This window comes from Microcoleus sp. LAD1_D3, assembly GCF_036702135.1.
GTDB lineage: Bacteria > Cyanobacteriota > Cyanobacteriia > Cyanobacteriales > Microcoleaceae > Microcoleus.
In genome coordinates, this window is sequence record NZ_JAUBSB010000045.1 from 24,938 (window position 1) to 50,449 (window position 25,512).

Below are 25,512 nucleotides of genomic sequence, written 5' to 3' on the forward strand. Positions count from 1 at the left end.
AAACCCGTTTTACCTCAAGGTGAGCATTCCTTTCGCACCATCGGTTCGCACAACAGATGAGAGGCTTTCGATACTGTAACCCGCCTCGGTAGGCCGCTTCAATAGGGAAAATTCCCGAGTCAGCTTTCACGCTGTGATACGAGCAATGACCTGGTTAGCAGTCGGTACTTTTCTAAACACACCAGCATTCAAAACGGCTAATTAATGCTCTGATTGCAGAGTTCTTAACTAGCTGGGCACTGTCCTCGGTGTGAATTTTAACACTTACTACTAAGGCAGGTATTGCTACCTAAGTCTGGTCAACACCGGCTGTATTTCAAGCCCCACGGTACCCGAAGGGTTAGTGGTGGGTTGTTGGCGCTATTCCCTACATCTTTGCCGAATCGTACTTGATTGCTGCATGCAAGTCTCCCTAATCTCTGAACTTTTTGCAGCAAGCATATTACTACTGCCGAATCAAGTTATTCTTTCTGCTAGTCTGAGCTTAGCAGAACGAGAGCGGGGATTTCTAGCGACTTCTTCGGATTGCGGCCCGATCGGCTTTTTTGTCAGTACCTGCAAACTGGGTGTTCCTCTGAGTTGGTGCTTGACCGGTCGGTCTTCCAGGCTGTGAAATGTAATGATTCCGATTCTCCCACCGGGTTTTAACCACCGTGGGGCTTGGTTGAGGAAAGTTTCTAAAGATGATAGTTCCGAGTTGACGGCTATCCTTAAAGCTTGGAAAGTGCGGGTGGCCGGATGGATTCTGCCGTTGCGCTGCTTGGGGGGGAAGCTGGAGGCGATCGCCCCTGCAAGTTCTGTTGTAGTTTGAAAAGGACGCCCTTGCACAATCCGCCTTGCGATGCGCCGCGACAGTCGCTCCTCGCCGTACTGGTAAATAATATCTGCTAGTTTAACTTCTTCCCAGTGATTGATAATCTCTTCTGCTGTCAAAGATTGCTGCTGGTTCATACGCATATCTAGTTGAGCTGGGTGGCGAAAACTAAATCCTCGTTCCGGTGTATCGAACTGAGCAGAGCTGACGCCCAAGTCTGCTATGATACCATCAAATTCGGCCTCTGAGGACTGATATTCAGCAAAGTTGCCGTGCCAAAACTCAACGGGCGAGTTGGCAAATCGGGCTTGGCAAAAACGGATGGCTTGTTCATCGCGGTCGATCGCCACTACTGTAACATCGGCCGCCGCCGCTAAAATCAAACTCGTGTGTCCGCCGCCCCCAAGCGTCGCGTCCAAATAGCGGCCGCCGGGACGGACAGCCAAACCCGCAATTAACTCTTGACCCAAAACTGGAACGTGATAGGTGTCAATACTGACATCTGATCCAAGGGTCTCCTTCTCAGAGAGCTCGATATCCTTCATAATCATAAAAGCCAAACCAAAATCAACAATAGCTAGTAATCATTAATTCATTTAATTATGTCAAGAATTGAGACTAGAACCGAACCGATGGTGCTCAACATGGGGCCGCACCACCCATCCATGCACGGGGTACTCCGGCTAATCGTCACCCTAGACGGGGAAGATGTGGTGGACTGCGAGCCTGTTTTGGGCTATCTGCACCGCGGGATGGAAAAAATCGCCGAAAATCGCACCAACGTGATGTACGTGCCCTACGTGAGCCGCTGGGACTATGCCGAGGGGATGTTTAACGAAGCGGTGACAGTAAATGCGCCGGAAAAGTTGGCGAATATTGCTGTCCCCAAACGGGCGAGTTACATTCGGGTAATCATGCTGGAGTTGAACCGGATTGCTAACCATTTGTTGTGGTTGGGGCCGTTTTTGGCGGACGTGGGGGCGCAAACTCCTTTTTTCTATACTATGCGCGATCGCGAACCAATTCTTGACTTGTGGGAAGCTGCTACAGGTTATCGCATGGTGAATAATAACTATTTCCGCATAGGCGGAGTCGCCGCAGATTTGCCCTACGGTTGGGTAGATAAGTGCCACGATTTCTGCGATTATTTCGTTCCCAAAATTGACGAGTACGAACGTTTAATTACCAACAATCCAATTTTCCGCCGCCGGATAGAAGGCCTGGGTACTATTTCTCGCGAAGAAGCGATTAACTGGGGACTTTCCGGCCCCATGTTGCGCGCTTCCGGCGTTAAGTGGGATTTGCGGAAAGTTGACCATTATGAATGTTACGACGACTTCGACTGGGAAGTTTGTACCGAAGCTGCTGGCGATTGTTTGGCCCGGTATTTGGTGCGGGTTCGGGAGATGCGCGAGTCGGTTAAGATTCTCTATCAAGCCTTGAAAGGACTCCCCGGTGGCTCTTACGAGAATTTGGAAGCGAAGCGCTTAGAAAGCGGACCAAAATCTGAATGGAATGGTTTTGACTATCAGTTTATTGGCAAAAAAGTAGCGCCCACTTTTAAGATTCCCAAGGGCGAACATTATGTCCGCGTTGAAAGCGGCAAGGGTGAGTTGGGGATTTATATTATCGGGGATGATAATGTGTTTCCTTGGCGCTGGAAGATTCGGACTGGGGATTTTAATAATTTGCAGATTTTGCCTCACATTGTTCGCGGCGTGAAGATTGCGGATTTGGTGGCGATTTTGGGGAGTATCGACATTATTATGGGCTCGGTTGATAGGTAGGTTTTGTCGGTTTTTATCTGAGAATTTAACCCGGTTTTTTTATGGAACCGGGTTGATTTTTTTTGAACTGCAGATAAACGCGGATAGATATCGATTAATTTTGCTCTTAAGGTAGCTAAAATGTACCTTGTTTCTCTCTTGTCTCTTCCTCTGCGCCCTCTGCGGTTAATAAAAAAAATCTCTCCTTCACAAATGAAACAACATCAACTTTAATTCGATAAATTATGAAAGTTCAGCAATCAGATATCAATGACAGTAACCCGGAACTCTGCGCTTTAATCTGCGAAAGAATTGCCGCCAGTCCGCAGCGGCGTATTACTTTTGCTGAATATATGAATTTGGCATTATATCATCCGCACCACGGTTATTACAATAGCGATCGCCCGTCGATCGGCAAACAAGGCGATTTTATCACGTCGTCTCATTGGGGTGCTGATTTTGCGGAGGTTTTGGCGGAGCAATTTGTGGAAATGTGGGAATTTCTCGATCGCCCTTTCAATTTCGCGATCGTAGAAATGGGCGCTGGGCGGGGAACTTTTGCAGCTAATGTGCTGCAATATCTGCAAATACAATATCCCGATTTATTTCATGTTTTAGAATACATTATTGTTGAAGTTTCCCCTGTACTCGAAGCGGAACAGCGGCAAAGATTAGCCGATACCAAGTGTGTTAAGTGGTGTAAGTGGGATGATATAGTTAATAATTCAATTGTCGGTTGTTTCTTTTCTAATGAGTTAGTCGATGCTTTGCCCGTACATCAATTCATTCTGGAAGAAGGGCAAGTTAGGGAGATTTACGTTGCCGCAGAAACCCCAAAAAATGAACAAGAAAAGATAAATTTTGTTGAAGTAATTGGCGAAGTTTCCATCCCTAAAATTGCCGAATATTTGAATTTTGTAAGCATCGATTTGTCTACCAGTGTTTATGGCGATGGTTATCGCAGTGAGGTGAATTTGGCGGCTTTGGACTGGATGAGTACAGTTGCTCAAAAGTTGCAGCGGGGATATTTATTAACAATTGATTACGGTTATCCGGCGCACCGCTATTACAATCCGAGGCGCAGGGAGGGGACGCTACAGTGTTATTATCTCCACCGATATCACAATAATCCTTATATTAATGTGGGGCGGCAGGATTTAACGGCTCATGTTAATTTTACGGCGCTGGAAAGGCAGGGTGAATTGTGCGGTTTGGATGTGGTAGGGTTTACTCAGCAGGCTTTGTTTTTGATGGCGTTGGGTTTGGGCGATCGTATTGCTTCTCTGTCTACAAATGATGCGGAAGTATTGGATTTGGCAACGTTTTTGCGGCGCCGGGAGGCTTTGCATCAGTTGATCGATCCGATGGGTTTGGGGGGTTTTGAGGTTTTGGTGCAGTCGAAGGGGTTGAGGGAGGAGGAAAAGGGGAGAATTTTGAAGGGTTTGATGGTGCCTGATTGATTATTTTAGATGGATTATGAACTAATTAAGCTGTTTGATAACCGCACGAGCGATTAAAGGCGCTTTCTTTTCTAACCCTTTTAAATTAAGTTCGTTCTCTAGATACATTCGATACCACTCCTGGCGTTGTTCTATCACCCATTCACTATTCTGAAGCTGTAACTTTTTGAGGGTAAATTCGGCTCGATCGCGCTTGTGGGAAGGAATCGCCTCAGTCAAAACCAACTGACAAGAAGGTAGGATAATCTCAAACCAATTATCTTCTACTTCAAACGGATCGAGAATTTGTGTATCGTAAGTTCCTTTGCAGCTATTTACCCGTTGCAAAGTATAGCGATAGTTTTTCCAGTCATAAATCAAATGCCGATTTTCTGCTTTACTTTTACTCAAATAATGATCGACAGTACCCATCCGACTCGGTATGTACATCACCGCATAGCCACAAAGATGTTGGAACTCTTTAGCTAATTGAGGTTTGAAGGAAGACCAAAAATCTTTTGGTTCTTTAGTAGGATTTTGAACTAACCAATTATTGCCTGCTTGTCGCACCTGTTGCTCAAAATCTTCGGGTTCCGGTGGCGGAATAAATCGCATCATCTTTACTCTACCTCGGTGTTCACAATCCATCGCGGCCAGAAGCGATCGTGTTCTGGTAAAACTCCCAGGAGTTCCTGATGAATTTGCTCCTTAGTTCTGAGGTATTCAGGAAAAGTTTCCATGCTTTCTCCTCGCATGAAAGTATACGCAGCCTCAATCGCTATTTCTGCTTCGCGGGAACGAGCCTGTTTTAACCCAAAAATATCTGAAGTTAGCCACCCAACAGCATCCCCATGTTTGGTCCAAGGAACTTCATTAAGAGTTACATCTTTACCTTGTAACTCAAACAAAAATAACTTATCTTGCTCCTCATCAAATTCAGGCTCAATTGAGGCAAGAACAAGAGGAGAGTGAGTCGTAGCTATTAGCTGAATTTTCATTTCATTCTTAAGACCTTTAGCTACTTCTAATATCGCAGGAAGAATAGATCGTTGCCAAGCTGGATGTAAGTGAGCTTCAACCTCGTCTATTAAAAAGACTATTTGATCAATAGGTTCTTGCTGGCGCAACTTAGATGCTTGCGTATGTTCATACCAAGTCCACATTAGTAAGTAAGCAAGTCCTAAAATTCGTTTTATTCCTGCTGATGTGTAGATGATAGGCACATTTCCATAAGGGAAATCCAGGGTAGGAATATCACGAGTATCTTCTACAGAAACCCGTGTTGGCTGCCCGGGTTCCATCCATTCATCTGCATGGGGAGAAAGTTGTCGAATTACAGAAGAAAATATTTCAAATTTAGAGATATCTGGCTGTCGCTGCCAATTCACCCAATCCTGAATTAAACCATTACATAGAACTTTATTATCGGCTCTTAAACCATTCCAAAGATGATCGGAAGTAAAGTGATAAATACTCGAGTGTTGACGAGCCGGGTCAAGAACTGAAAATCCACCATCAACACGGACATAAACGATCAAGCTTCTTAACAAGGGAGGCATTCGCAGATTCAGCCATTTCTGATCTGAAAGACTAAAAAGGCTACGATATTCCTCAGAATCTCTCTGATGACTCAACACAGAGGTAATTTCTGGTGTTTTTCCCTCTACCTGTTGAGGCCAAGCAGGTTGATCAACCCAGTTTCCCGTTAGTACCCACCAAGCAACATCTAGCAAAAAAGTTTTACCAAGACCATTGTCTCCAGTAAACAAGTTGAGTCTTTCGGCGAAGTAAACATGGAATTCCGGAGCTGTCCCCACCCATTTTAGGTGAAGTTCTTTCAGCATTTTATAGTGAATAGATACATCAAATTCTATGTAGTATTCAGAATCAGATAGTTTATATAAACGGATATAGTCTCTTCCATAGGTTTGAAGTGTCTGGCTTGTAACAGGTTCAAATTGTTTCAGAGCACCACTTTTTTCTAGCTTGCCTTTAATCCAACGTCCTAAAATTTTTAAATCATCTTTGGATCTAAAGTTTTTATGCTTGGCTCCTTGAGTTTGGCAATCAAATGTTAAACCATCATCTGTATGAACGATAAAATCACCTTTTGGATAAATAGGATCTCTTATTGTTTCTGCATCCACAATAAGTTCAACTTCGTACCAATCTCTTGGGATAATTTTACCAGTAGACTTATTCTCGCGGCCTTTGCCAAAAAAAGTATTGAGATTTGATTGCTGCTGTCGATCAACTCTGGATAAAGATATGTCCACATAGGGCGTTTCTGGAGTTATGGCAGGTATGGACATTAAGTTACCTCACTTCACTAAGTAAATGTTAATTGTAATTGCTGTTGTGAAGCCTCTAATTCTGCGTGTTCTAATCGTTCCTTAATTGACATCATTTGCAGTTTTTGATTTAACTTGTATAAATCCACTTTCGGATAATTCCCTTTAAATAGCGGAATCAGTGAGTCAACTACGTCAACTATTCCATCTGGCGGAACTGCATTGCCAATTTGTCTTCTTACTTCAGTAATAGAACCTTCAAAAACAAAATCATCCGGAAAACTTTGCAACCTAGCTCTTTCACGATTGGTCAATGAACGGGGTTCGGGATAATGATATCCCCAAGTACCACCACCACCACCAGCAATAATTGTAGCACAGGGTTTATCTGGATGAATTCGCCGATAAACGTGACTGATCATGCCTTTTACATAGTATGGACTATCCTTAGGAATATCAGTAAAATTCCCTCCGGGGTTAATTAGACTCAAAATTTCAATGGTTCGAGGCTGAATTTTCTGATGTTCCTGATTATATTTCACTTTTTCCACATTTTTGAGTGCTTCACCTGCTGTGCGATAGGGATATTTACGATTTTGTCCGTATTTGGGCTGAGGATGCACAAAATTAAATTCTGTATCCATCCGAATGCCAACTAATAAAACTCTTTGGCGAAATTGGGGAACTCCGTAATCCGCAAAGTTGTAGAGTTTAGGTTTAACTAAGTAGCCCGGTGCGATACTTTCAAAGTCGGAGATTATTTGTTTTATTGCTTGATAATTATTCGCACTTAATAAACCTTTGACATTTTCTGCTACAAAAGCTTTGGGCTGTTTTTTGTTGACAAAATCCAGAAAATATGTATATAAATTGCCTCTGGTTCCTTCCAGGCCGGGACGTTTCCAAATCATGGAAAAGTCTTGACAAGGAAACCCTCCTATACATATTTCTGCTGCGGGCACTTGTGCAATGTCTATATTTTCTATGCTGTCGTTGACGATGACATCAGCAATGTTTCTGCTGAAAGTTTTGCAGGCGTATTTATTGGAGTCGATCGCCCAAACTACTTCAAACCCCGCTTTGTGGAATGGCAAGTCCATACCGCCACAACCTGAAAACAATGATATCAGTTGCGGTTTGGTTTTCCAGGCGATCGGCTTGAGACGTTCGATTAACATATTAGTTCGCATTAGGACAAGGGCGGGCTGGATGCCTGAACCCCAAGATATTAATTATACCAAAACATTATGGTATTCGACTAATCAATTTATATTTCACTCTTCGTCATCTAATTCGATTCCCGCTTGACGCAATTTTTCGGCCAATCTTTCAGCGCGGAGGCGTTCGCGATCGGCTCTTTCTTCCGACCACAGCAACAACTCGCCTTCTGCATCCCACCACCTCAACCAACAGCCTGTTCTCCCTTCGTGCGTTCCTTCCCAAATACCTAAAAATAAGTCTAATCCCGGTATCCAATAACGTCCGTTTTCATCTGCTTTTTGCAAGTTGTAGTGCTGTGATTCTAAAGCGTAAACTTCTAAATGAGCTGTTTTCGCTCGGAATATGACGTATCGGGGTACTTTGATTACTTGCTCGTAAAAATACCACTTTCCCACCCGCGATGTAAACTCTACAGAGTATTCTTCTCCATAGGTTTCTGAAAGAAATTCCATCACGATTTGGGGGATGGTTCCTTCTGTGTGCGGGGTGTAGCTGCGGCGGACTTGCGAGACATTTTTTGGATTGACGGGTTTCACGTACATCCAATCTGGTGCTTTGCAGATAATACGCTGTTCGTCGCGGGTGGATGCTGGAAAACTAATTCCGGCACAAAGGGCAAAGTTGGAAACAATTAAGGCATCCTGCATTAATTCAGGAAATCCTGTTAGCGGCTGGCGCAAAGCCGCAGCTAACAATGGTTGACTTTCGTCTTCCACGGGGTCGTCTGGTAGTTGGAAATCTTCTGGTAGTAGCGGCCAGGTGATTGTGAGTTGTGTTTTATAATTTTTAGTTGCTACAGACATAGTTTATCAGAGGTTAAATGTTTTAATGTTTAAATTATATCTCTTGGTTTTTGGGATTAATGTTAATGGCTTAATGACGAGGCAGAGCCTCTGGATATGCGTTACCAGGCAGAGCCTGGTAACGAGAGGATTGGAATTCAAAGTCCCCCTTTTAAGAAGGGGGATTTAGGGGGATCGAGACTGGGCTAAAACCGAGAGTTCTAAGGGTTGTTAATTTTCTGCTGTAGTTCGCTGGTCATTGCTAGTAGTTCTGATTGCCCGATCGCACTTTGTTCACCACTCGCCAACCACTTCAATTGTACCGTCTCGTTTTCAGCTTCCGCATCTCCCAAAACTAAACAGGCAACTGCACCGCTTCTGTCGGCTCTCTTAAACTGTTTCCCGAAAGCACTACCGCTCAAATCTATCTCGACACTAAGCCCCGCACTTCGCAATTTTTGAGCTAACAATACCGATTGCTGTTCTGCTTTTTCGCCCCTGGATACCAAATAAAAATCCAACTTGGGCGCGGGCAAAGGTTGCAACTTTTGCAGCAGGATAATCAACCTTTCGATACCCATTGCCCAACCGACTGCCGCCGTATCTGGGCCGCCCAATTCCTTGACTAAACTGTCGTAGCGGCCGCCTCCGCAAACTGTTGCTTGCGCTCCCAAATCGTCGGAGATAATTTCAAATGCGGTGTAAGTATAGTAATCTAAACCGCGCACTAATCTGGGATTTAACTGATAGCTAATTCCTAAGTTTTTGAGCATTTGCTGCACTTGCTCGAAGTGCGATCGCGATTCTTCTCCCAAATAGTCCAAAATACTCGGCGCACCAGCTACAATTTCTTGAGTGCGCTGATTTTTGCTGTCCAAAATCCGCAGCGGATTGCGATTCAACCGGTCTTGGGAATCGGCGTCTAATTCGTCTTTGTGCGGTGTAAAATAATCGATTAATGCTTGGCGATAATTTTTTCTGTCTTCCTTGTTTCCGACAGAGTTAATATCTAGTCGCAAATTTTTTAAACCGAGAGTTTGCAGGATATCGCAGGCGATCGCAATTACCTCGACATCCGCACGAGGATTCGCACTCCCCAAGACTTCCACCCCAATTTGATTAAACTGTCGCTGTCTTCCTTCTTGCGCGCGTTCGTAACGAAACATCGGCCCCGCATACCACAGACGCTGCACGTCTCCTGCTGCGTACAAACTGTTTTGAATAAAAGCTCGCACTACTCCGGCGGTGCCTTCTGGACGCAAAGTAGTCGATCGATCGCCCTTATCTTTAAAAGTGTACATTTCCTTACCCACAACATCGGTAGCTTCGCCGATGCCGCGTTCAAATAAAGATGTCTGTTCAAAAATTGGCGTCCGAATTTCTCGATAAGCCGCTTTTTTCAAAATTGTTCTAGCGACTTCTTCTATATTTTGCCAATATTGAATTTCAGCGGGCAAAATATCCCGCGTTCCCGGTAAAGTTTTAATTGCACTCATTTTGTTAGTCATTAGTCCTTAGTCATTAGTCCGCAGTCCTTAATCATTAGTCAGTAGTTATTAGTTAACAGTTAACAGTTAACAGTCAACAGCTAACAATTCCCCATAACTAATGACTTAATAATTCCCAAACTCCATAACGATCGCCATAATAAGCCAAAATGCGATCGACTCGCTCGCGACCTGCCAAATCGAACCCTTCAGGATACTGTATCCACAAACCCCCAACTTGGCTGTCGCCGTAATCAAACCGCTGCGACTGCTGCGGAATTAAACCGGTTTGCACCCCTTCAACTTGACGCAAATGGACCGCGACTTCGCGATATACCGCCAGCGGCAATCCAGGGCTTTGAATTTGATAGCGGAGTTGTTTTTCTTGTGCCGTTTGCATCATTTCTTTGCCTGTACCCAACCAGAATCCCTACTTAAGATACTTCTTTATCGATCGGCCGCGGTAAAGGGCAGCAGTTAATATTATCCAAACATACCTTTCCCCACTGCAACGCCCAGCGTACAAGCGTAACTCGATTGTCAGCGCGTGTCTTGTTCAAGATATTGCTAATGTGGTTGTCAACTGTACGCTTGCTAATCTCTAACTTTTCGGCAATTTTCTCATTAGTCAATCCCGCCGCTACTAACTCTACCACTTGCAATTCTCTGTCCGACAGGGTGACAGGGGTCCCAGAGACAATCCCACTCATAAATTTTTCCTATGTCTGCATATTTACCTATCTACAATTCTAAAGGATGAGGGATCGAGTATGAAGAGAAAATTAAATTTGCTGTGCTACTCTTTCGGGCCCGAAGCGCCAACTCGCTTGGAGAATCGCCCGGAGTGCAAACCCAGCGCCGACACAGCAAGACGCGCAGCCACTTGCACTGCTTGTGCGTCGGGTGGCCGATGCTGCCTTTACCTACGCCTATCTGACCTCCGGGCCCAACCTGTAGATGTTTGCACGTAAAACAACTAACTGATAGGCCCGCACTATACTTCAGCCTTAAGGGAGTAACTGCCAATAATATCAGTAGGTCTGATATTATAGGAGCAGCCATTAAAAAATAGCTTGCAATTTTTCTGGGATGGGTTAAAAATAATTATTGACCTGTCTACTGCTGGTCTAAAATCTAAAATCTAAAATCTAAAATTCCTATGACTTCTCCTCGCGTTCTGTGTCTGGGTGAAATTTTATTTGATTGTTTAGCAGATAAACCAGGAGTATCTCTCGAAGAGGTAGAATCTTGGACGGCATATCCCGGTGGTGCTCCTGCTAATGTTGCCTGTGCTTTGGTTAAATTGGGGACGGCGGCGGGATTTATCGGTGCTGTAGGTGGGGATGAATTGGGGAATTCCCTAGTGCAGGTATTGCAAGAAGTAGGGGTTGATATCGCTGGAGTGCAGCGACATCCAAGTGCGCCGACGCGGCAAGTTTATGTCTTGCGGAATGAAGCGGGCGATCGAAATTTTGCCGGTTTTGGTAAATTTGATACTGCGGATTTTGCCGACACCCACCTCCTCGCTGCACAACTACCGGAGGTGTTGTTTGAAAATGCCGAATATTTAGTGCTAGGTACTTTAGAATTAGCTTATCCTGAAAGTCGAGAGGCGATCGCCAGATCGCTCGAACTAGCAGAACAGTATGACGTTAAAATTATACTTGACATCAATTGGCGTCCCGTATTTTGGCCAAATCCAGAGGAAGCAAAAGCGTACATTAGAAAACTCTTAAAAAAAGTTGATTTTGTCAAGTTATCTGAGGAAGAAGCCGAATGGTTGTTTGACACTACCGATGCAGGATCTATTACCTACCGCCTCGATTCTGTAGAAGGCGTTTTGGTGACTGCGGGGGAGAAAGGTTGCGGTTATTGTATCTCGGAAAATGAAGGAAAAATCCCCGCCTTTACAGTAGATGTTGAGGATACAACAGGTGCAGGCGACGCATTTCTGGCTGGTTTTGTGCGGCAGTTGTGCAAGCATGGAATTAAGAATCTAGCCGATCCCAAAATAGCCCAAAAAATTGTAACTTATGCCAGTGCGGTAGGTGCGATGACAGCGATGAAACCGGGGGCAATTAGATCTCAACCTACTGCGGCTGAAGTAGAAGCTTTCTTATATTTGTACAAAAATTAGAGCCGCAAACCTATCAGTATGGAAACGGAGAGGGGGCTAAATTTGGTTCAGAAACTCGGTTAATTAGCAAAAAAAATAACTCTTATACTAAATCCGCCTTAAAAAACCTCGATCGGACTAGGCGATTGGAATCGGTACTATACAAACTCTCCTCCTAGCGGAGAGAAATTAAGAAATAAAGAGGTATTTAAGTTAAGCCAGATTTAGTATTATATGTTTTATTGGGGGCAATTAACCCCAGATCAGATGAATTCTAATTTGGCGCAAGATTACCTCTAACGGCTGCGAAGCATCTATGATAATTGCATCTTCTGGTTCTTCGAGATTGTCTAACTGACTTAACAATAAGTCTGCTTTCATGTAGTGATTTTCGCGACTTGTTAATCGGGCTGCCAATAGCTCAAAAGAACATTTCAGATAAACTATGTTCATTCGCTTTTGGTCTCGGTAGAGCATTTCGCGGTAAGATGTTTTTAAAGCAGAACAAGCCAAAACCACATTTTTATTTTCTAACAGCCATCTGTCTATTGTAGCTTGCAATTGTAATAGCCAAGGAAGGCGATCCGCATCTTCTAAAGGAATCCCCAGACTCATTTTCTCGATATTAGCTGATGGGTGAAAATCGTCGGCATCGCTGAAATCCCAGTTGAGAGATTGCGCCAGCAACTTGCCAACAGTAGTTTTGCCTGAACCGGAGACTCCCATCACAATCGTAATCATAGCGCCTATTTACCGAAATACTTGTAATTTGATCGAGTTGGGCAACTTAAGAAACCGGGTTTCTTAAGTTGCCCGATGAATCATACAATTATAAACAATTCAACAAACCCAGTCTATTTCTAATTCTAGAGCAATTTTATTACCGAGTGGGTCTAATGAATTCACAATAATTAACTTGGGTTCTTCCCTAACTTTGTGATCCTAATATTACTTCTTGTTGCTGATTATCCGATCGCACTTGCAGCTAAAACCTCACTGCCAATCGGCTGGTACATCGGACTGGAGAAGGGGCGAAAGTCTCGCCAAGCGGCGGTCATCTTGCACAGCAAGCGGAACTGTAGCGGCGTTGGGGGTTCATTGAGGCGATCGACTTGTACGCAAACCAATTCTGGATGCTGCGAAATAATTTCAAAAATATCATCCACAAGATAGCGCTGACAATAGCCGACAATCCAGTGATCTTTAGTACACAGAAGCAGACGGGAAACGCGCGGATTTTGAAATTCGTGGGCTAAGTACAAAAATTCGCCCACTTGAAGCCGATTAATCCGTTCAATTGCCGACTTTGAAAGGTATCGCAGTCCATCTGCAAAAAAATGGATACAGTAACGTCCATTTTCATCGGGTTCGAGACAAGGGAACACCTCAAATTTATCAGTTACCCGTTTGCCTCCGCTGCGCGCCAATAAAGCAATTGGGTCATGTTCGTGTTCAGGGATATTCAACCATTGTACAAATTCAGGGTAGTCAGGGCGCGATCGCGACATCACTCGATTAGAAAACAACGAAAACAGTTTCTGTGAAGTGTAAACATTATTGAAATTCGGGAAAGATGGCAAGGGTTGAAACCCGCACTTAAGTTTCGCTTCTAGAACACCATTTGTATAATTGAACTGGTATTCTTTACCGTTAAACGTCAATCGACCAATCGGAAACCAAGAGCCGCCGTTTGGGTCTTTCCAAGCCAAAAATAGTGTTTTCAAAGCAAATCTCCTGTCAATTCAAGTAGGGTGCGCCGTGTGCACTGCACAAACACAACTCACCCACACGGCTTAAAAAATGTTTACCCGATCGACCCTTGACACTTTCCTCTCAAAATGAGAGTATGAGTATACAAACAGGACTTATACTAAATCCGAGTTTACCACCCCTGTTATAAATATTCCGTCATTGCGAGGGAAGCGAAGCAATCGCTTGCATCTCTGCGATTGCTTTGCTTCCCTCGCAATGACAATAAAGGGGATGCCTAACCCGGATTTGGTATAACGCTGCATAACCGAACTTTGACATCACCTGTAGAGTTCTGGTGGACAGCGATCGCTCTATAGATAAAATCTGTGAGTAAGTCCTGTATAAAGTGATGGAATAAGCCACGTTAGGGAAGCGAAAGAGATGCAATACAAAACCACCAAAAAGCTAAAAACAAATGCACCCAATTTCGATCCGCAACCTCCGTAATGATGCTGCTAAGTACCCGGATGTCAAAAACCAAATTGAGATTTGGAAAGAAACTGTCAACAAAGCGGAATGGCAGAATTTGGAGGATGTTCGCAAAATTTATCGGGATGCTGAAGCAGTAGGAAACTTTACCGTCTTTAATATCAAAGGCAACGACTATCGCCTGATTGTTGGGATTAACTATGAGAACCAAACTGTTTTCTACAAATATTTCCTAACCCACTCTGAATACGACAAAGAAAAATGGAAAAATGACCCTTACTTTTGACCGAACGACTTACAGCAACTTGCTCGCAGAAATTGCTCCAAAGGCGATCGAAACTGAAGAAGAATACGATCGCCTCCTAGCAGTTGCAGAAAGGCTAACATTTGCTAAAAACCTCACTCCAGAGGAGAAAGTTTTATACAAGTTGTTAGTCACTTTGATAGAAGTTTACGAGACAGAAAACTATCCGATAGACAAATCAGAACCTCATGAGATTTTGCAACATATCATGGAATCCAGCGGCACCCGCCAAGCAGACTTGGTAGGTATCATTGGATCTAGCGGCGTAGTATCTGAAGTTGTGAACGGCAAGCGATCCATTAGCAAAGCACAAGCTAAGGCACTCGGCGATTATTTTCAAATCTCACCTAGCTTGTTCATTTAATTTAAGATGAATCGATCGGTTACGATCTAATTCCATGTCTTGTAGGGGCGGCTTGGGCGACAATAATCGCCTAGAATCGACAATACAATAAACCCGCCCCCCAGATCGAGACTAATCGATCGAACATAATATAAGGTGCGTCATATCCCAAACCCTCGATAAATTCTAGAGTGAAAGTCTGACGCACCCTACAACTGGTAGAAAGCAACTTCTAACACAGGAATTCGCGTGGATCGGTGACATACCCAGTCAGGGCAGAAGCCGCCGCCGTATAAGGCGAAGCTAGATAAACTTGCGCTTCTTTATTTCCCATCCGACCGGGGAAATTGCGGTTAGTTGTAGACACGCAAATTTCGGGTTCATTCATCCGCCCGAAAGTATCTTTTGGCCCGCCCAAACAAGCGGCGCAAGAAGGCGCTGCGGGTTCGATGCAGCCTGCAGCTAAGAAGATTTCCGAAAGCGTTTGACCCTCGTATTTTGTGACAAACAAATCTTCGTAAACTTTCTGAGTTGCTGGTACTAAATAAGTCGGAACTTTGACTTGATTTCCTTTCAGAATGCGGGCGGCATTCAGAAAGTCGGAGGTTTTGCCGCCGGTGCAGGAACCGATGTAAACTCGATCGATCTTGACATCGCGGCAGTTGCGGGCTAAGTCGCGGTTGTCGGGAGAGTGCGGTTTGGCGACAACTGGTTCTAATTTGCTGACATCGTAGGTGCGATCGCTATAAAATCTAGCATCCCCATCGCTGTAAAATGAATCGAAGGGTCTGTCAGTCCGCGAAGTAACGTAATCAAACGTAGTTTTGTCGGGCGCAACCGTGCCGTTTTTACCGCCAGCTTCAATCACCATATTGCACAGCGTCATCCGTTCTTCCATCGTCAAACGCTCAACTGTATCGCCGGCAAATTCCATCGTCCGGTAGTTAGCACCAGCAACGCTAATATCACCAATAATCTGCAAAATCAGGTCTTTTGCTAACAAATAATCCGGCAGTTCACCGTTGAACACAAAGCGCATCGTCGCCGGAACTTTGATTAACAGTTTGCCGGTTCCCATGATAAAAGCCGCGTCTGTATTGCCGATACCGGTGGCAAATTGTCCGAAAGCGCCGGCATTACAGGTGTGGGAATCGGTGCCGAAGAGCACTTCGCCCGGCCGAGTGTGGCCTTCTTGTGCTAGGGCGATGTGGCAAACTCCTTTGTAGTCGGGATTTGCTTTGAAGTCCGATCGATCCGTGATGTCGTAAAAGTATTTTATCCCTTGTTCTTTGGCAAAATCGCGGAGAATATCAACGTTGCGGTTAGCGCGTTCGTCGTTGGTGAAAATGTAGTGGTCGGGAATGAGGACGATTTTGTCGGGATTCCAGACTTTAGCATTCTCACCGAATTCGCGTTTGAAAACGCCGATGGTGCCGGGCCCGCAGACATCGTGGGTCATCAGCACGTCTGTTTCTACCCAAATGTTTTCTCCGGGTTCGACTTTAGTGCGGCCTGATGCTTTGGCTAATATTTTTTCGGTCAGAGTCATTCCCATAGTTCGATCGCTCTTTTTTATTAGATGCTACATAGTGTATTGTACGAAACATCGCCTGATGTTGACAGGTAATTTATCAACTAAAGATTTTCTTCAATCTCAAATCTCAAATCTCAAATCGCTTGACTGCCATTAGCACAAAAAAAAAATTATGCAAGTCACTCGATTATGTGACTGGTAACTAACAGCTAGTCAGTGTTATTGTTAGTGATTATTTAACAATAGTCCGGACAGTTTTTATATAGCCCAATGGCTTATGCTCGCTTGACTTTGAGCCACTGTGGATAATTAAATCAATGTCAGCTCCACCCCTGACTTACATTTAATTCGACTTTTTTACGATCCTTGCCCTGTAAAGCTTGTAGTATCGTTCCAAAAACTGTCCGGAGTATTGATTTAAGAAAAGCAACTTAAATCAGGGACTGTCAAAAATCTCAGAGTGCATTTCTACAGTTGTAGACCTCAACCAGAGTGAAATGAGCAAGATACCCGCATCGCAATGGTATCTACTTTCGCCATTGTCACCTTGTATGCCACTGGAGATAATTCCCATGAATTCACAGACACAAATCAATCAAATCTTGGATCGGGTAGGGGCGATAGTTGTGGAAATTGCAGGCGAAGTGCAATTCATGACTCAACGGGCAGAAGAACTTTTGAGCCAGTATTTTTTACACCGCATTCCCTACTCCTTGCCAGAATCCTTACAACATTGGTTCAAGGATCAAATTTCGCGACTCACGTTCAACGGTGATATTCCATCTCGCTGTTTGCCCTTGCACATTCAACAAGCAGGAAAACAGTTGATAGTCCGTCTGATGCCCGATCGCATCAAAGAGCAATATCTCTTGCTGTTGGAGGAAGAAGAACTGCAATCATTCTCTATTTCCGCCCTGGAATTGCTAGGACTCACCAAACGCGAGGCGGAGGTTTTATTCTGGATTGCCAAAGATAAAAGCAATGCAGCAATCGCTAAAGCGATCGGTTGCAGTGAAGGAACAGTACGAAAACATCTGGAACATCTTTACGGGAAACTAAGCGTACAAACCCGGACGGCTGCTGTGATGGTTGCTCTGGAAAAATTGGGGTTGTTCAACGGGGAATTTGTTGCAATATCTTCATAATCCTATACGCGGATCGTCGTATTGCTCTCAAAGTTTATTTTGAGGAATATGGGATCAAACGCTATACGGAGTCTCTAAACTGTGCCAAACAAAAATCCACTACGGAGGTAAAAATGGAAACCAATAATGTAGATGCAACGGTCGATTTTGTCGATGTCGGTGTTCAGAAACAGGATTCGGCAGCTCGCGAAGGTCAATCTGATGCTAAACCAGGCATCGAAAATGAAACCTTACTTCACACGCTACGCGCATCATCGATGTTCTCTGTGGAAAACAAAGAAGTTTTACCTCAAAAAAGCCAAGAAGATGCAACAGTCGATTTTGTTGATGTCGCTGCACTGAAACAAGAATCGGCAGCTCGCGAAGGTCAATCTGATGCTCAACCGGGCATCGAAAATCAAACATTCCTTCACACCCTACGTGCATCATCGATGTTCTCTGTGGAAAACAAAGAAGTTTTACCTGAATTTACCCGTTCCAACACAGGGACATAGAACCGTATTCATTCGCAATTACTCATTGTAAGAGGTGGAATATGCTCACAATTTGCAACAAATATACATCTGGTGTTTGGGTAGCTATTATGTACTATCGCCCCAACTGTCCAGATGGTGGAAATTGGGCAAAAAAAGGTTGGTGGCGGCTCAATCCTGGCGAATGCAAAGTGGTGTATGGGGGTAGTTTGCGTAGTCTGAATCGCTACTACTGCTACTATGCTGAGGCTGATAACGGAGCAAGTTGGGCAGGGCCTTACGTGAGGCCTGTCCCTCCACAAACATTTGACTGGTGTGAGTGGACAAGCAGCACCCAAGCAACTAATGTAGGCTTCCGGTTGCTTGATATTAACAGTTACGACAATTTCACGCTGAATTTGACAGCATAAATCTGAGTGGCGTTGTCAAGTTAAATTTTTATTCTAAATTTAACTTGACAAATCTATCCAAATATACCTCTCCAATAATCATTGTGGAACAGGCATCCTGCCTGTTCAAGACTGCCTTTTCTGGAGAAGTCTAATAGGAATCGTAACAGTTACATAAGTTGTTGCAATATCTTCATAATCATATACGCGGATCGTCGTATTGCTTGCCAAATGAATTTGGATGATTATGAGATAGAAAGCCGTTATTCAGCTTCGGCACATAGCGATAAACTACTTCCCATTAACGTTAAATAACAAGGAAACAAACCATGTCTTCTACCACAGAAATTTTTGTATCGAATTCTCAGCTAGAGCTTCCCACAATTCAGGAAAGCCAAGAGGCTAACCTTGAAGAGGTGCGTCAACTGGGCGCGCCTCAAGATGGAGCTTCGCCCGCAATATTGTTTGGTAATGGCTACGCTTATCGCCATGACTGGGGGTTCAAGAAAGGACAGCACATCTTGCCTCTCAATTGGGGCTTAATCACACCCAACTCTCTCGTCTTCGTTGCGATCGGCGAAGGTGTTTCTCCAAATACCACGGCTGGAAAGAAGATTGGTGAGGCTCGATATACTCTCCATAACGTTTCCCCACAAAATGGTGTAGTCAAGATTTGGGTCAACATCGAGTGGGAACACAGCCTGATTCGGCTCTATGCTGACTATTTCGTATTCAACCCTTAGAAGCATGGATTAAATACAGGGCTGTTTCTTGACAAGTCACAGCCTGGGAATTCCATAAATCTCTTTGCCAACTCAACGCATTATCCAACTCTAAATAAGAGGTATTTTATGTCTCAACAACCTAGTTTTCCTATCCCAGAAACTGCCCAAGCTGATGAAACAACAGGGCGTTACATTATTACTTTCCGCGATGATGCGGTGATAGAAGCGTTAGACCTTCTGAACGACCAAACTGGCATCACAGGCCTGGCAAACGCTGCCGATTTCCCCGACTCTGCTCTAGACTTGAGCCAAATTGAAGCAGCAGGGGGAGCGGTGTTTCCCACTCTCGGCGTTGCCGTTGTTTCCTTAGACGAAGGGGGTTTCAGCAGCATCATGACCTCAGTGGGAGAGAATTCTGCTATCCTGGCGATCGAACCGGAGAGCACTTTCTACGCCATTAGCGATGGGTTGTCGGCAGACTACCTGCGGGGCTATCGCGATGCGGTGGATAACCTGTACGAGAAAGCCACTAATACAGAGGTAGCAGACATCCAGAAACAAGAATGTTTTGCTGATGATAGCGAGTTTACTTGGGGTCTGAAGGCAACGAAGGCGATGAAGTCTCTGTTGAGTGGTAGCGGAATCAAAGTTGCGGTGCTGGATACGGGGATGGATCTATTACATCCCGACTTCGCGGGTCGATCGATCGTATCGCAGTCCTTCGTACCGGGGGAGGACGTACAAGATGGCCACAGTCATGGCACGCACTGCATTGGGACAGCCTGCGGGTTCAAGGATCTTAACGGCCGCAGGTACGGGGTCGCTCACAAATCGACCATTTATGTCGGTAAAGTGCTGAGCAATGCCGGTAGTGGCGCTAGTGGCTGGATTCTGGCTGGCATGGAATGGGCGATCGCCAACGGCTGTCAAGTGATCTCAATGTCATTAGGAAACACCACTCGAACACCGTCTACTGCTTACGAAACTGTGGGCCGCCGGGCACTGCAAAATGGGTGTCTGATCGTGGCAGCCGCCGGCAATAACGGACGAACCGGAGGAACCGTCGGACAACCAGCCAATAGCCCGTCGATTATGGCTGTTGCAGCGATCGATAACTGCGTCCAAGTGGCTGACTTCTCGGCTACCTCTGACCTAATTCAAGGAACTAAAGTCGATATCGCCGCTCCAGGAGTGAAAGTATACTCATCAGTGCCTATGAATAAAGGGCGTTATGCTGCTTACAATGGCACTAGCATGGCTACACCGCACGTGGCTGGGCTCGCGGCCTTGTATGCCGAATCGACTGGTAAACGAGGTGCTGAACTTTGGCAATTGCTGACTTCCTATGCTATGGCGCTACCGTTGCCAAATACTCGTGTCGGAAGCGGTTTAGTACAAGCTCCGTAATGCAGAATACCCAAATCCCCGCAGCACTTTAAGCCTGCGGGGATTTAACAGAAGACAATTTACAATACCGCAATGGATTTGCTCCAAAGGATGCTAAATATGTCTGACGAACAAGTACAGCGCATCATAGTGACTGTTGACGACCAAAACATATCGGTAATTCAATCGGTTGTCACTGCCTTACAATCGGCGGGAATGAAAGTGGAGCAGGTGTTAGCTGTTACTGGCATCATTACTGGAGAAGTTTCTCAGTCGAAGCTAGAAAGACTAAAGAGCGTACCGGGCGTGGCTAGTGTCGAGATCGATCGAGAAATGCAGGCAATTTAAACCTATTATTTAGGGGTGAGTAGATCCAGTTTTGCTAACCCCAAATAGCGAATGCCTTCCGGTGTCACATCAAAGCGACAGGGCAAAATTTCTACACCTGCACTAATTGCCTGTCTGAACAATTCTCCGTAAAGGCGATCGGCACTATCCCCCGGAGCAAAATCAATACAATCTCCGCGATTAATAAAATACAGCATTACAGCCCTCGAACCCTGCCGCACCACTTCTATCAATTCTCTCAAATGTTTCTGTCCCCTCTCCGTCACTGTATCGGGAAATAAAGCCAACTCCTCTTTTACCCAAGTTGTATTTTTTACTTCCAGAAAAATCGGTTTTTCCTCACCAGTTAGCCAAAAATCCACTCTACTTTTTTTATCACTGCCGTAAACAACCTCCGGTTGAATTAAACTGTAATTGCCCAACTCTGGAAACAATTTCAATTCCAAAGCTAATTTAACTACTCGATTTGGCAACCCAGTATTAACTCCCACCCAAGTTGGCACAGTGTCGCAAACTTTAATTAATTCCCAAGTATAAGCTAACTCGCGTTTAGGATTGTCGCTGGGAGATACTAGCACTGGATTGCCCGGAATGTAAACACCAGTCATCGGGCCAGTATTTGGACAGTGCGCGGTGATTATTTCTCCAGAATCTAGTTCTATTTCGGCAAAAAATCGCTTGTACCGCTTGATTAAAATGCCGGGTAAAAGAGGGGGATATTTGTAAATTAAGTCAGTCATTCTATTTTAGATTTTAGATTGAGGAATCCTAGCATGAAACGACGGTTTGTAGTTTAGGGAGGCTTACTTATTCATTCATTCTTTGTTTCATATCCTTTGCAGCTAAAGTATAACCTCCATCAGCACCGTCTATAAAATGTACTTGGCGACCGTTGCGTTCAAAGAGCAAACAAGTCATCAACGCTCTGTCAGCAACGTGCAAACCGTAAACCAGCTTGCCTTCTCGGTAATTATTTTCCAAGTACGCCGTCAATTTTTTTCGCTGCCACCCATTCCCCGAAATTACCATTCTCAACATATCATCAAATTTGCGGTAATCCGTAGCGGCGATCGCAATATCTTTATAAACTCCCCAATCTAACTCTTCTGTCTTAACTTTTAAATTCATTAGCAGCGAGCCAAGTGCCGTCTCTAACTGTATTTTTGATAAATCTCTCTGGCGGTCAAACCAACTAGCATTGTACGCTTTAACTTGAATTTCTTTGATCAGCTTTTTGCTATTCAATGTCAAATTAAGATTTTTACCATTAATAGGATTTAAACAATCTTCCTGACCGTAAATGGATTCGATTTTTTCTAAAATATTTCTATAACGTTGATGGTTCTGCTGATCCAAATCCGATCGCACCATTACCAGCAGCGTTACTATTTCCCCGTACTTGCTGGGAATATCCTGCCATCGGCACTCCAATCCCGAAAAATCGGCTGTTGCAGAAATGCCCTTATTTTTAATAGTGTAAATATTACCAGCAGCAGGGTCTTTAATAAGTTCAGTAGCACGGGTTAAGCCGCCGCCAACAAAAACAGCTTGGCTGTAATTTTCCGAAACTTTAAACTTAGCTATTTTAACTGGGTAATTAGCTGCTACCACAACTTTAACCGGCACAGCCCCAACTCGCAAATCCATGTCAAATTGAGTCTTAGCCATTTGTTGAGTGGCGAGCAAAGCAATCTTAGCAGCGGGTAAAAGCGATGGGCCCATTAAAAGAGTAGCGCCGTCGCCACCAAAGACAAAGGGAATTTCTATTTTGCCTGCTACATTCAAAACAGCAACGATCGAACTAGCCCCCAATAAGTTAACTTCTTTGTATTTTCCAGCTTCAATCGCTTTGGTAGAACCGCGAATATCTGTGACAATAATGTACCAGTCATCGGGTACATCCACAAAATTCCGCAAGTCAGTAATATCGATAAAATTTTCCAGTAAACGCAATTCGGAATAGAAGTTTTCTGAATTCATGATATGATTCTCCCGATTCGCGATTAAAATAAGTGAATCCTTTTAGCATTAGCGTTTGTAACCATTTGTGTCCCAATTACAGAAGCCCTCTCGTTCCCTCGCAGGGATTGCCGGCATTGTCGCAGTCGCCACTCTAATTAGCAAAGTCTTTGGATTGGTGCGCCAAATTGCGATCGCCGCAGCCTTTGGAGTCGGTGTCGCCGTCGATGCCTACAACTACGCCTACGTCATCCCTGGTTTCTTATTTATTTTGCTGGGAGGGATTAACGGGCCATTTCACAGCGCCATAGTCAGTGTTTTAGCCCGCCGGGATAAAAAAGAAGCAGCACCCTTAGTCGAGACTATCACCACCTTAGTCGGGGGCTTGTTGCTGTTGGTGACGATCGCTTTAATTATTTTTGCAGATCCGCTGATCGATTTGGTGGCACCGGGATTAAATAGAACAGCAGAAGGTTTACAAATTAAAGCAATTGCCGTCCAGCAATTTCGGATTATGGCACCGATGGCATTACTTTCAGGCTTAATCGGCATTGGTTTCGGCACTCTCAACGCCGCCGATATGTACTGGTTGCCTTCGATTAGTCCTTTATTTTCCAGCGTTGCACTTGTCGGCGGTTTGGGGGTTCTCGCACTGCAACTCGGAGACAAAATTATTCAGCCGGAATACGCACTAATGGGCGGCCTAGTGTTAGCTTGGGGAACTTTAGCGGGCGCAGTTTTGCAGTGGTTGGTGCAACTGGTGGCGCAGTGGCGCGCGGGCTTGGGAACATTGCGTTTGCGGTTTAATTTTCAACGGCCCGGAGTGCAAGAAGTAATTAAGGTGATGGTTCCTGCTACCTTATCATCAGGAATGCTGCAAATTAATGTCTATACTGACCTCTTTTTTGCATCCTACATCCCTCAAGCTGCCTCTGCGTTGGGTTACAGTGGCTTGTTAGTTATGACGCCTTTAGGCATCATTTCTAATGTAATTTTAGTGCCATTTTTACCCATATTTTCTCGCCTCACCGATCCGATAGATTGGCCGGAATTAAAAGATCGAATTCGTCAATCTTTAGTTTTGACCGCCCTTACGATGCTGCCCCTGAGCGCTTTAATGGTAACGCTGGCTGGGCCGATCGTCCGCGTTGTTTACGAACGCTATGCTTTCGATCGGTCAGCGTCGCAGTTTGTCACGCCGATATTGATGGCTTACAGTATTGGAATGTTTGTGTATTTGGGACGCGACGTTTTGGTACGGGTATTTTACGCTTTGGGAGACGGGGAAACCCCTTTTCGCATCAGTATAATCAATATCTTTTTAAACGGTCTTTTGGATTATTTGTTGGTTGGAGCTTTTGGGGCGCCCGGATTAGTTTTGGCGACGGTGGGAGTGAATCTTATTTCGATGATTATGCTTTTGTACTGTTTAGATAAAAAGCTGGGTGGCCTGCCTTGGGGGGAGTGGAGTTTGCCTTTTCTGGGGTTAACTTCTGGCAGTTGTCTAACTGCTTTCGTTACCTTGGCTACTCTGCAAGCCTGTCAAAGAGTTTTGGGTACTGAAGGTTTGGTAATTCAATTAGTGCAGTTGAGTGTGGCAAGTTTTGTAGGGTTAGGAGTTTTTGCCGTGTTTATCAGTCAGATGAAGTTGCCGGAAGTTGATATGTTTGTCGATCGCATTCGGGGCCGTTTTCGCAAATAAATCGGAAAAGCTAAAACCGGAATTTTACATGAGAAGTCTCGATAGACAGACAAGACTTTGCGATTTGCGAGGTTTATTTGCTAGGAACCCCACGCCTCGTGAATGTTGCCGTAGTCGTTAATGGCATACTCTATTTGCAGCATCAAGCGCGGTTTCTCAGTTGGCTGCGTTCCTTTGTGAAAGCAAAGGGGATTTTCTACAAAGCCAAAACCAGCTTTTCCGCAGACATTTACCACATTTTGGGCACCGTAACATTCAACAATCTTTTCGTCGTCGATGTTTGCACAGCGCGTGCCTATAAGTTGGTGCAGCAACTTTTTGTCCTTGTGAGTTCCGCGAATGTAAGCGTGCGGCCCGCTGGAAATATCGACATCCGTAAGGTAGAAGAAAAATTTAATGAACCGATAGTCGTCTAAATCGTAGTGAAATACTTGGGCGGCCTCACGCTGCTGGACATGAGTTCCTGCAACGGGAAAACTCCACGATATTTCACTTCCCATGTGTACTGCTTGGGCACCTAGAAATTTAGCTGCAATAGCCAATATGCCGGGGTCTTTTTCCAGTTTTTTGAGAGTTGAAGATAGCTTGCTGTTGCTCATGTAGCTGCAAAGGCGGGAGTTTTTGGGCAAGTTTGCACCGACTTGTTCTGTTCCTTTACAGCGCCAGGGACGCTTCAAATCTCTGTTAATGTAGCAAACGGTAGAACTGGCAAATTCCAAAAGTTCTTGAACTACATCTTCAGGTAGCTGGAGACCCTGATAGCAACTGTCAGTTTCGATAGTGGCAGCGATCGAATTTACATCCAAATTTCCCAAAATCGAAGATTCTTCTCGGCCAATTTCACGGGGTTTAGTTGGACTCTTCAACAACATCGCTGCCCAGTCGCGTACAATCTCGAAACGAGCAAACTTTCGCATTAAAACAGTCGGGGGTCTTGAGTCAGACATTGATAGTTTTTAAGGCAATAGTTGGAAAGCTTAGACCATAATTTTTCCGGAGATTGAATCAGGGTTGTATTCATCGGTTGCAGTAGACCTCTTGCAAAAAAAATCTATGCTATAATAGAAGGTTTTCAATTTAATCCCCCTAGAGCTAACTCATAATTAT

27 protein-coding genes are annotated in these 25,512 nt (G+C 44.6%); 13 read left to right on the forward strand and 14 right to left on the reverse strand.

Annotated elements, in window-relative coordinates:
- Nucleotides 1-456 precede the first annotated feature (456 nt).
- Entirely contained in the window at nucleotides 457-1,359 is a 903-nt protein-coding gene (rsmH, locus tag QUA74_RS21580) for a 16S rRNA (cytosine(1402)-N(4))-methyltransferase RsmH (RefSeq protein ID WP_333333328.1), read from the reverse strand.
- A 57-nt stretch (nucleotides 1,360-1,416) separates the two neighbouring features.
- Here rsmH and QUA74_RS21585 point away from each other — a divergent pair, with 57 nt between their 5' ends.
- Both QUA74_RS21585 and QUA74_RS21590 read left to right on the forward strand, forming a co-directional pair.
- Nucleotides 1,417-2,601 (forward strand): NAD(P)H-quinone oxidoreductase subunit H, encoded by a 1,185-nt coding sequence (locus QUA74_RS21585; protein WP_333030262.1) that lies wholly within the window; start codon nucleotides 1,417-1,419, stop codon nucleotides 2,599-2,601.
- Between the two features lie 224 nt (nucleotides 2,602-2,825).
- The gene (locus QUA74_RS21590; RefSeq protein WP_333333330.1) at nucleotides 2,826-4,040 is read left to right on the forward strand and encodes a class I SAM-dependent methyltransferase; all 1,215 of its coding nucleotides are present in this window, start codon (nucleotides 2,826-2,828) and stop codon (nucleotides 4,038-4,040) included.
- Between the two features lie 21 nt (nucleotides 4,041-4,061).
- On the opposite strand, the gene QUA74_RS21595 is transcribed toward QUA74_RS21590, so the two are convergent.
- The 7 genes from QUA74_RS21595 to QUA74_RS21625 all read right to left on the reverse strand — a co-directional run bounded on the left by QUA74_RS21595 (nucleotide 4,062) and on the right by QUA74_RS21625 (nucleotide 10,510).
- On the reverse strand, nucleotides 4,062-4,637 hold the full coding sequence (locus QUA74_RS21595; RefSeq protein WP_333333332.1) for a hypothetical protein: 576 nt from the start codon (nucleotides 4,635-4,637) through the stop codon (nucleotides 4,062-4,064).
- 2 nt (nucleotides 4,638-4,639) lie between these two features.
- Nucleotides 4,640-6,331, reverse strand: coding sequence for an AAA family ATPase (locus QUA74_RS21600; RefSeq protein ID WP_333333334.1), 1,692 nt, complete (start codon nucleotides 6,329-6,331; stop codon nucleotides 4,640-4,642).
- 17 nt (nucleotides 6,332-6,348) lie between these two features.
- On the reverse strand, nucleotides 6,349-7,488 hold the full coding sequence (locus tag QUA74_RS21605) for a DNA cytosine methyltransferase (RefSeq protein ID WP_333333336.1): 1,140 nt from the start codon (nucleotides 7,486-7,488) through the stop codon (nucleotides 6,349-6,351).
- A gap of 96 nt (nucleotides 7,489-7,584) precedes the next feature.
- Nucleotides 7,585-8,334: a Uma2 family endonuclease gene (locus QUA74_RS21610; protein ID WP_333333337.1), complete on the reverse strand. Its 750-nt coding sequence runs from the start codon at nucleotides 8,332-8,334 to the stop codon at nucleotides 7,585-7,587.
- Between the two features lie 200 nt (nucleotides 8,335-8,534).
- Nucleotides 8,535-9,809: a histidine--tRNA ligase gene (gene hisS / locus QUA74_RS21615; RefSeq protein ID WP_333333373.1), complete on the reverse strand. Its 1,275-nt coding sequence runs from the start codon at nucleotides 9,807-9,809 to the stop codon at nucleotides 8,535-8,537.
- 109 nt (nucleotides 9,810-9,918) lie between these two features.
- On the reverse strand, nucleotides 9,919-10,200 hold the full coding sequence (locus QUA74_RS21620; RefSeq protein WP_333333375.1) for a hypothetical protein: 282 nt from the start codon (nucleotides 10,198-10,200) through the stop codon (nucleotides 9,919-9,921).
- A 34-nt stretch (nucleotides 10,201-10,234) separates the two neighbouring features.
- Complete coding sequence (locus QUA74_RS21625) at nucleotides 10,235-10,510, reverse strand: photosynthetic electron transport-dependent transcriptional regulator PedR (protein WP_006633901.1); 276 nt, start codon at nucleotides 10,508-10,510, stop codon at nucleotides 10,235-10,237.
- Between the two features lie 60 nt (nucleotides 10,511-10,570).
- Here QUA74_RS21625 and QUA74_RS21630 point away from each other — a divergent pair, with 60 nt between their 5' ends.
- Together QUA74_RS21630 and QUA74_RS21635 are read left to right on the forward strand one after the other, a co-directional pair.
- Nucleotides 10,571-10,771 (forward strand): hypothetical protein, encoded by a 201-nt coding sequence (locus tag QUA74_RS21630; protein WP_333333339.1) that lies wholly within the window; start codon nucleotides 10,571-10,573, stop codon nucleotides 10,769-10,771.
- A gap of 188 nt (nucleotides 10,772-10,959) precedes the next feature.
- Nucleotides 10,960-11,937, forward strand: coding sequence for a carbohydrate kinase (locus tag QUA74_RS21635; RefSeq protein ID WP_333333341.1), 978 nt, complete (start codon nucleotides 10,960-10,962; stop codon nucleotides 11,935-11,937).
- A 231-nt stretch (nucleotides 11,938-12,168) separates the two neighbouring features.
- Here the strand turns inward: QUA74_RS21635 and QUA74_RS21640 are convergent, their stop codons facing one another.
- The gene (locus tag QUA74_RS21640) at nucleotides 12,169-12,657 is read right to left on the reverse strand and encodes a gluconokinase (protein ID WP_333333343.1); all 489 of its coding nucleotides are present in this window, start codon (nucleotides 12,655-12,657) and stop codon (nucleotides 12,169-12,171) included.
- A 224-nt stretch (nucleotides 12,658-12,881) separates the two neighbouring features.
- A complete protein-coding gene (locus QUA74_RS21645; protein ID WP_333333345.1) occupies nucleotides 12,882-13,640 on the reverse strand; it encodes a DNA-binding protein in 759 nt (252 codons plus the stop codon).
- 443 nt (nucleotides 13,641-14,083) lie between these two features.
- On the opposite strand from QUA74_RS21645, the gene QUA74_RS21650 reads away from it, so the two are divergent.
- The gene (locus tag QUA74_RS21650; RefSeq protein ID WP_333333347.1) at nucleotides 14,084-14,383 is read left to right on the forward strand and encodes a type II toxin-antitoxin system HigB family toxin; all 300 of its coding nucleotides are present in this window, start codon (nucleotides 14,084-14,086) and stop codon (nucleotides 14,381-14,383) included.
- Nucleotides 14,367-14,765 (forward strand): transcriptional regulator, encoded by a 399-nt coding sequence (locus QUA74_RS21655; RefSeq protein ID WP_333154684.1) that lies wholly within the window; start codon nucleotides 14,367-14,369, stop codon nucleotides 14,763-14,765. The genes QUA74_RS21650 and QUA74_RS21655 overlap by 17 nt, the downstream gene beginning before the upstream one ends.
- Nucleotides 14,766-14,976: 211 nt before the next feature.
- On the opposite strand, the gene QUA74_RS21660 is transcribed toward QUA74_RS21655, so the two are convergent.
- A complete protein-coding gene (locus QUA74_RS21660; RefSeq protein ID WP_333333349.1) occupies nucleotides 14,977-16,299 on the reverse strand; it encodes a 3-isopropylmalate dehydratase large subunit in 1,323 nt (440 codons plus the stop codon).
- Nucleotides 16,300-16,850: 551 nt separating this feature from the next.
- Between QUA74_RS21660 and QUA74_RS21665 the strand changes: the two genes are divergently transcribed.
- The 6 genes from QUA74_RS21665 to QUA74_RS21690 all read left to right on the forward strand — a co-directional run bounded on the left by QUA74_RS21665 (nucleotide 16,851) and on the right by QUA74_RS21690 (nucleotide 20,744).
- Nucleotides 16,851-17,423 (forward strand): helix-turn-helix transcriptional regulator, encoded by a 573-nt coding sequence (locus tag QUA74_RS21665; RefSeq protein WP_333333351.1) that lies wholly within the window; start codon nucleotides 16,851-16,853, stop codon nucleotides 17,421-17,423.
- 113 nt (nucleotides 17,424-17,536) lie between these two features.
- Nucleotides 17,537-17,917: a hypothetical protein gene (locus QUA74_RS21670; RefSeq protein WP_333333353.1), complete on the forward strand. Its 381-nt coding sequence runs from the start codon at nucleotides 17,537-17,539 to the stop codon at nucleotides 17,915-17,917.
- A 41-nt stretch (nucleotides 17,918-17,958) separates the two neighbouring features.
- The gene (locus QUA74_RS21675) at nucleotides 17,959-18,306 is read left to right on the forward strand and encodes a DUF1036 domain-containing protein (protein ID WP_333333355.1); all 348 of its coding nucleotides are present in this window, start codon (nucleotides 17,959-17,961) and stop codon (nucleotides 18,304-18,306) included.
- A gap of 308 nt (nucleotides 18,307-18,614) precedes the next feature.
- Nucleotides 18,615-19,028, forward strand: a complete 414-nt coding sequence (locus QUA74_RS21680) for a hypothetical protein (protein WP_333333357.1) — start codon at nucleotides 18,615-18,617, stop codon at nucleotides 19,026-19,028.
- Nucleotides 19,029-19,136: 108 nt separating this feature from the next.
- Nucleotides 19,137-20,417 (forward strand): S8 family serine peptidase, encoded by a 1,281-nt coding sequence (locus QUA74_RS21685; protein WP_333333359.1) that lies wholly within the window; start codon nucleotides 19,137-19,139, stop codon nucleotides 20,415-20,417.
- A gap of 99 nt (nucleotides 20,418-20,516) precedes the next feature.
- On the forward strand, nucleotides 20,517-20,744 hold the full coding sequence (locus QUA74_RS21690) for a hypothetical protein (protein WP_333333361.1): 228 nt from the start codon (nucleotides 20,517-20,519) through the stop codon (nucleotides 20,742-20,744).
- 5 nt (nucleotides 20,745-20,749) lie between these two features.
- Here the strand turns inward: QUA74_RS21690 and sfsA are convergent, their stop codons facing one another.
- Nucleotides 20,750-21,484 carry a DNA/RNA nuclease SfsA gene (sfsA, locus tag QUA74_RS21695; RefSeq protein WP_333333363.1) on the reverse strand — a complete coding sequence of 245 codons (735 nt, stop codon included), beginning with the start codon at nucleotides 21,482-21,484 and terminating at the stop codon, nucleotides 20,750-20,752.
- Between the two features lie 67 nt (nucleotides 21,485-21,551).
- Nucleotides 21,552-22,724, reverse strand: a complete 1,173-nt coding sequence (locus QUA74_RS21700) for a DUF3095 domain-containing protein (protein WP_333333365.1) — start codon at nucleotides 22,722-22,724, stop codon at nucleotides 21,552-21,554.
- A 67-nt stretch (nucleotides 22,725-22,791) separates the two neighbouring features.
- Between QUA74_RS21700 and murJ the strand changes: the two genes are divergently transcribed.
- Entirely contained in the window at nucleotides 22,792-24,405 is a 1,614-nt protein-coding gene (murJ, locus tag QUA74_RS21705; protein WP_333333367.1) for a murein biosynthesis integral membrane protein MurJ, read from the forward strand.
- Nucleotides 24,406-24,485: 80 nt separating this feature from the next.
- Here murJ and QUA74_RS21710 read toward each other — a convergent pair whose 3' ends face one another.
- Nucleotides 24,486-25,352, reverse strand: a complete 867-nt coding sequence (locus QUA74_RS21710) for a phytanoyl-CoA dioxygenase family protein (RefSeq protein ID WP_333333369.1) — start codon at nucleotides 25,350-25,352, stop codon at nucleotides 24,486-24,488.
- Nucleotides 25,353-25,512 lie beyond the last annotated feature (160 nt).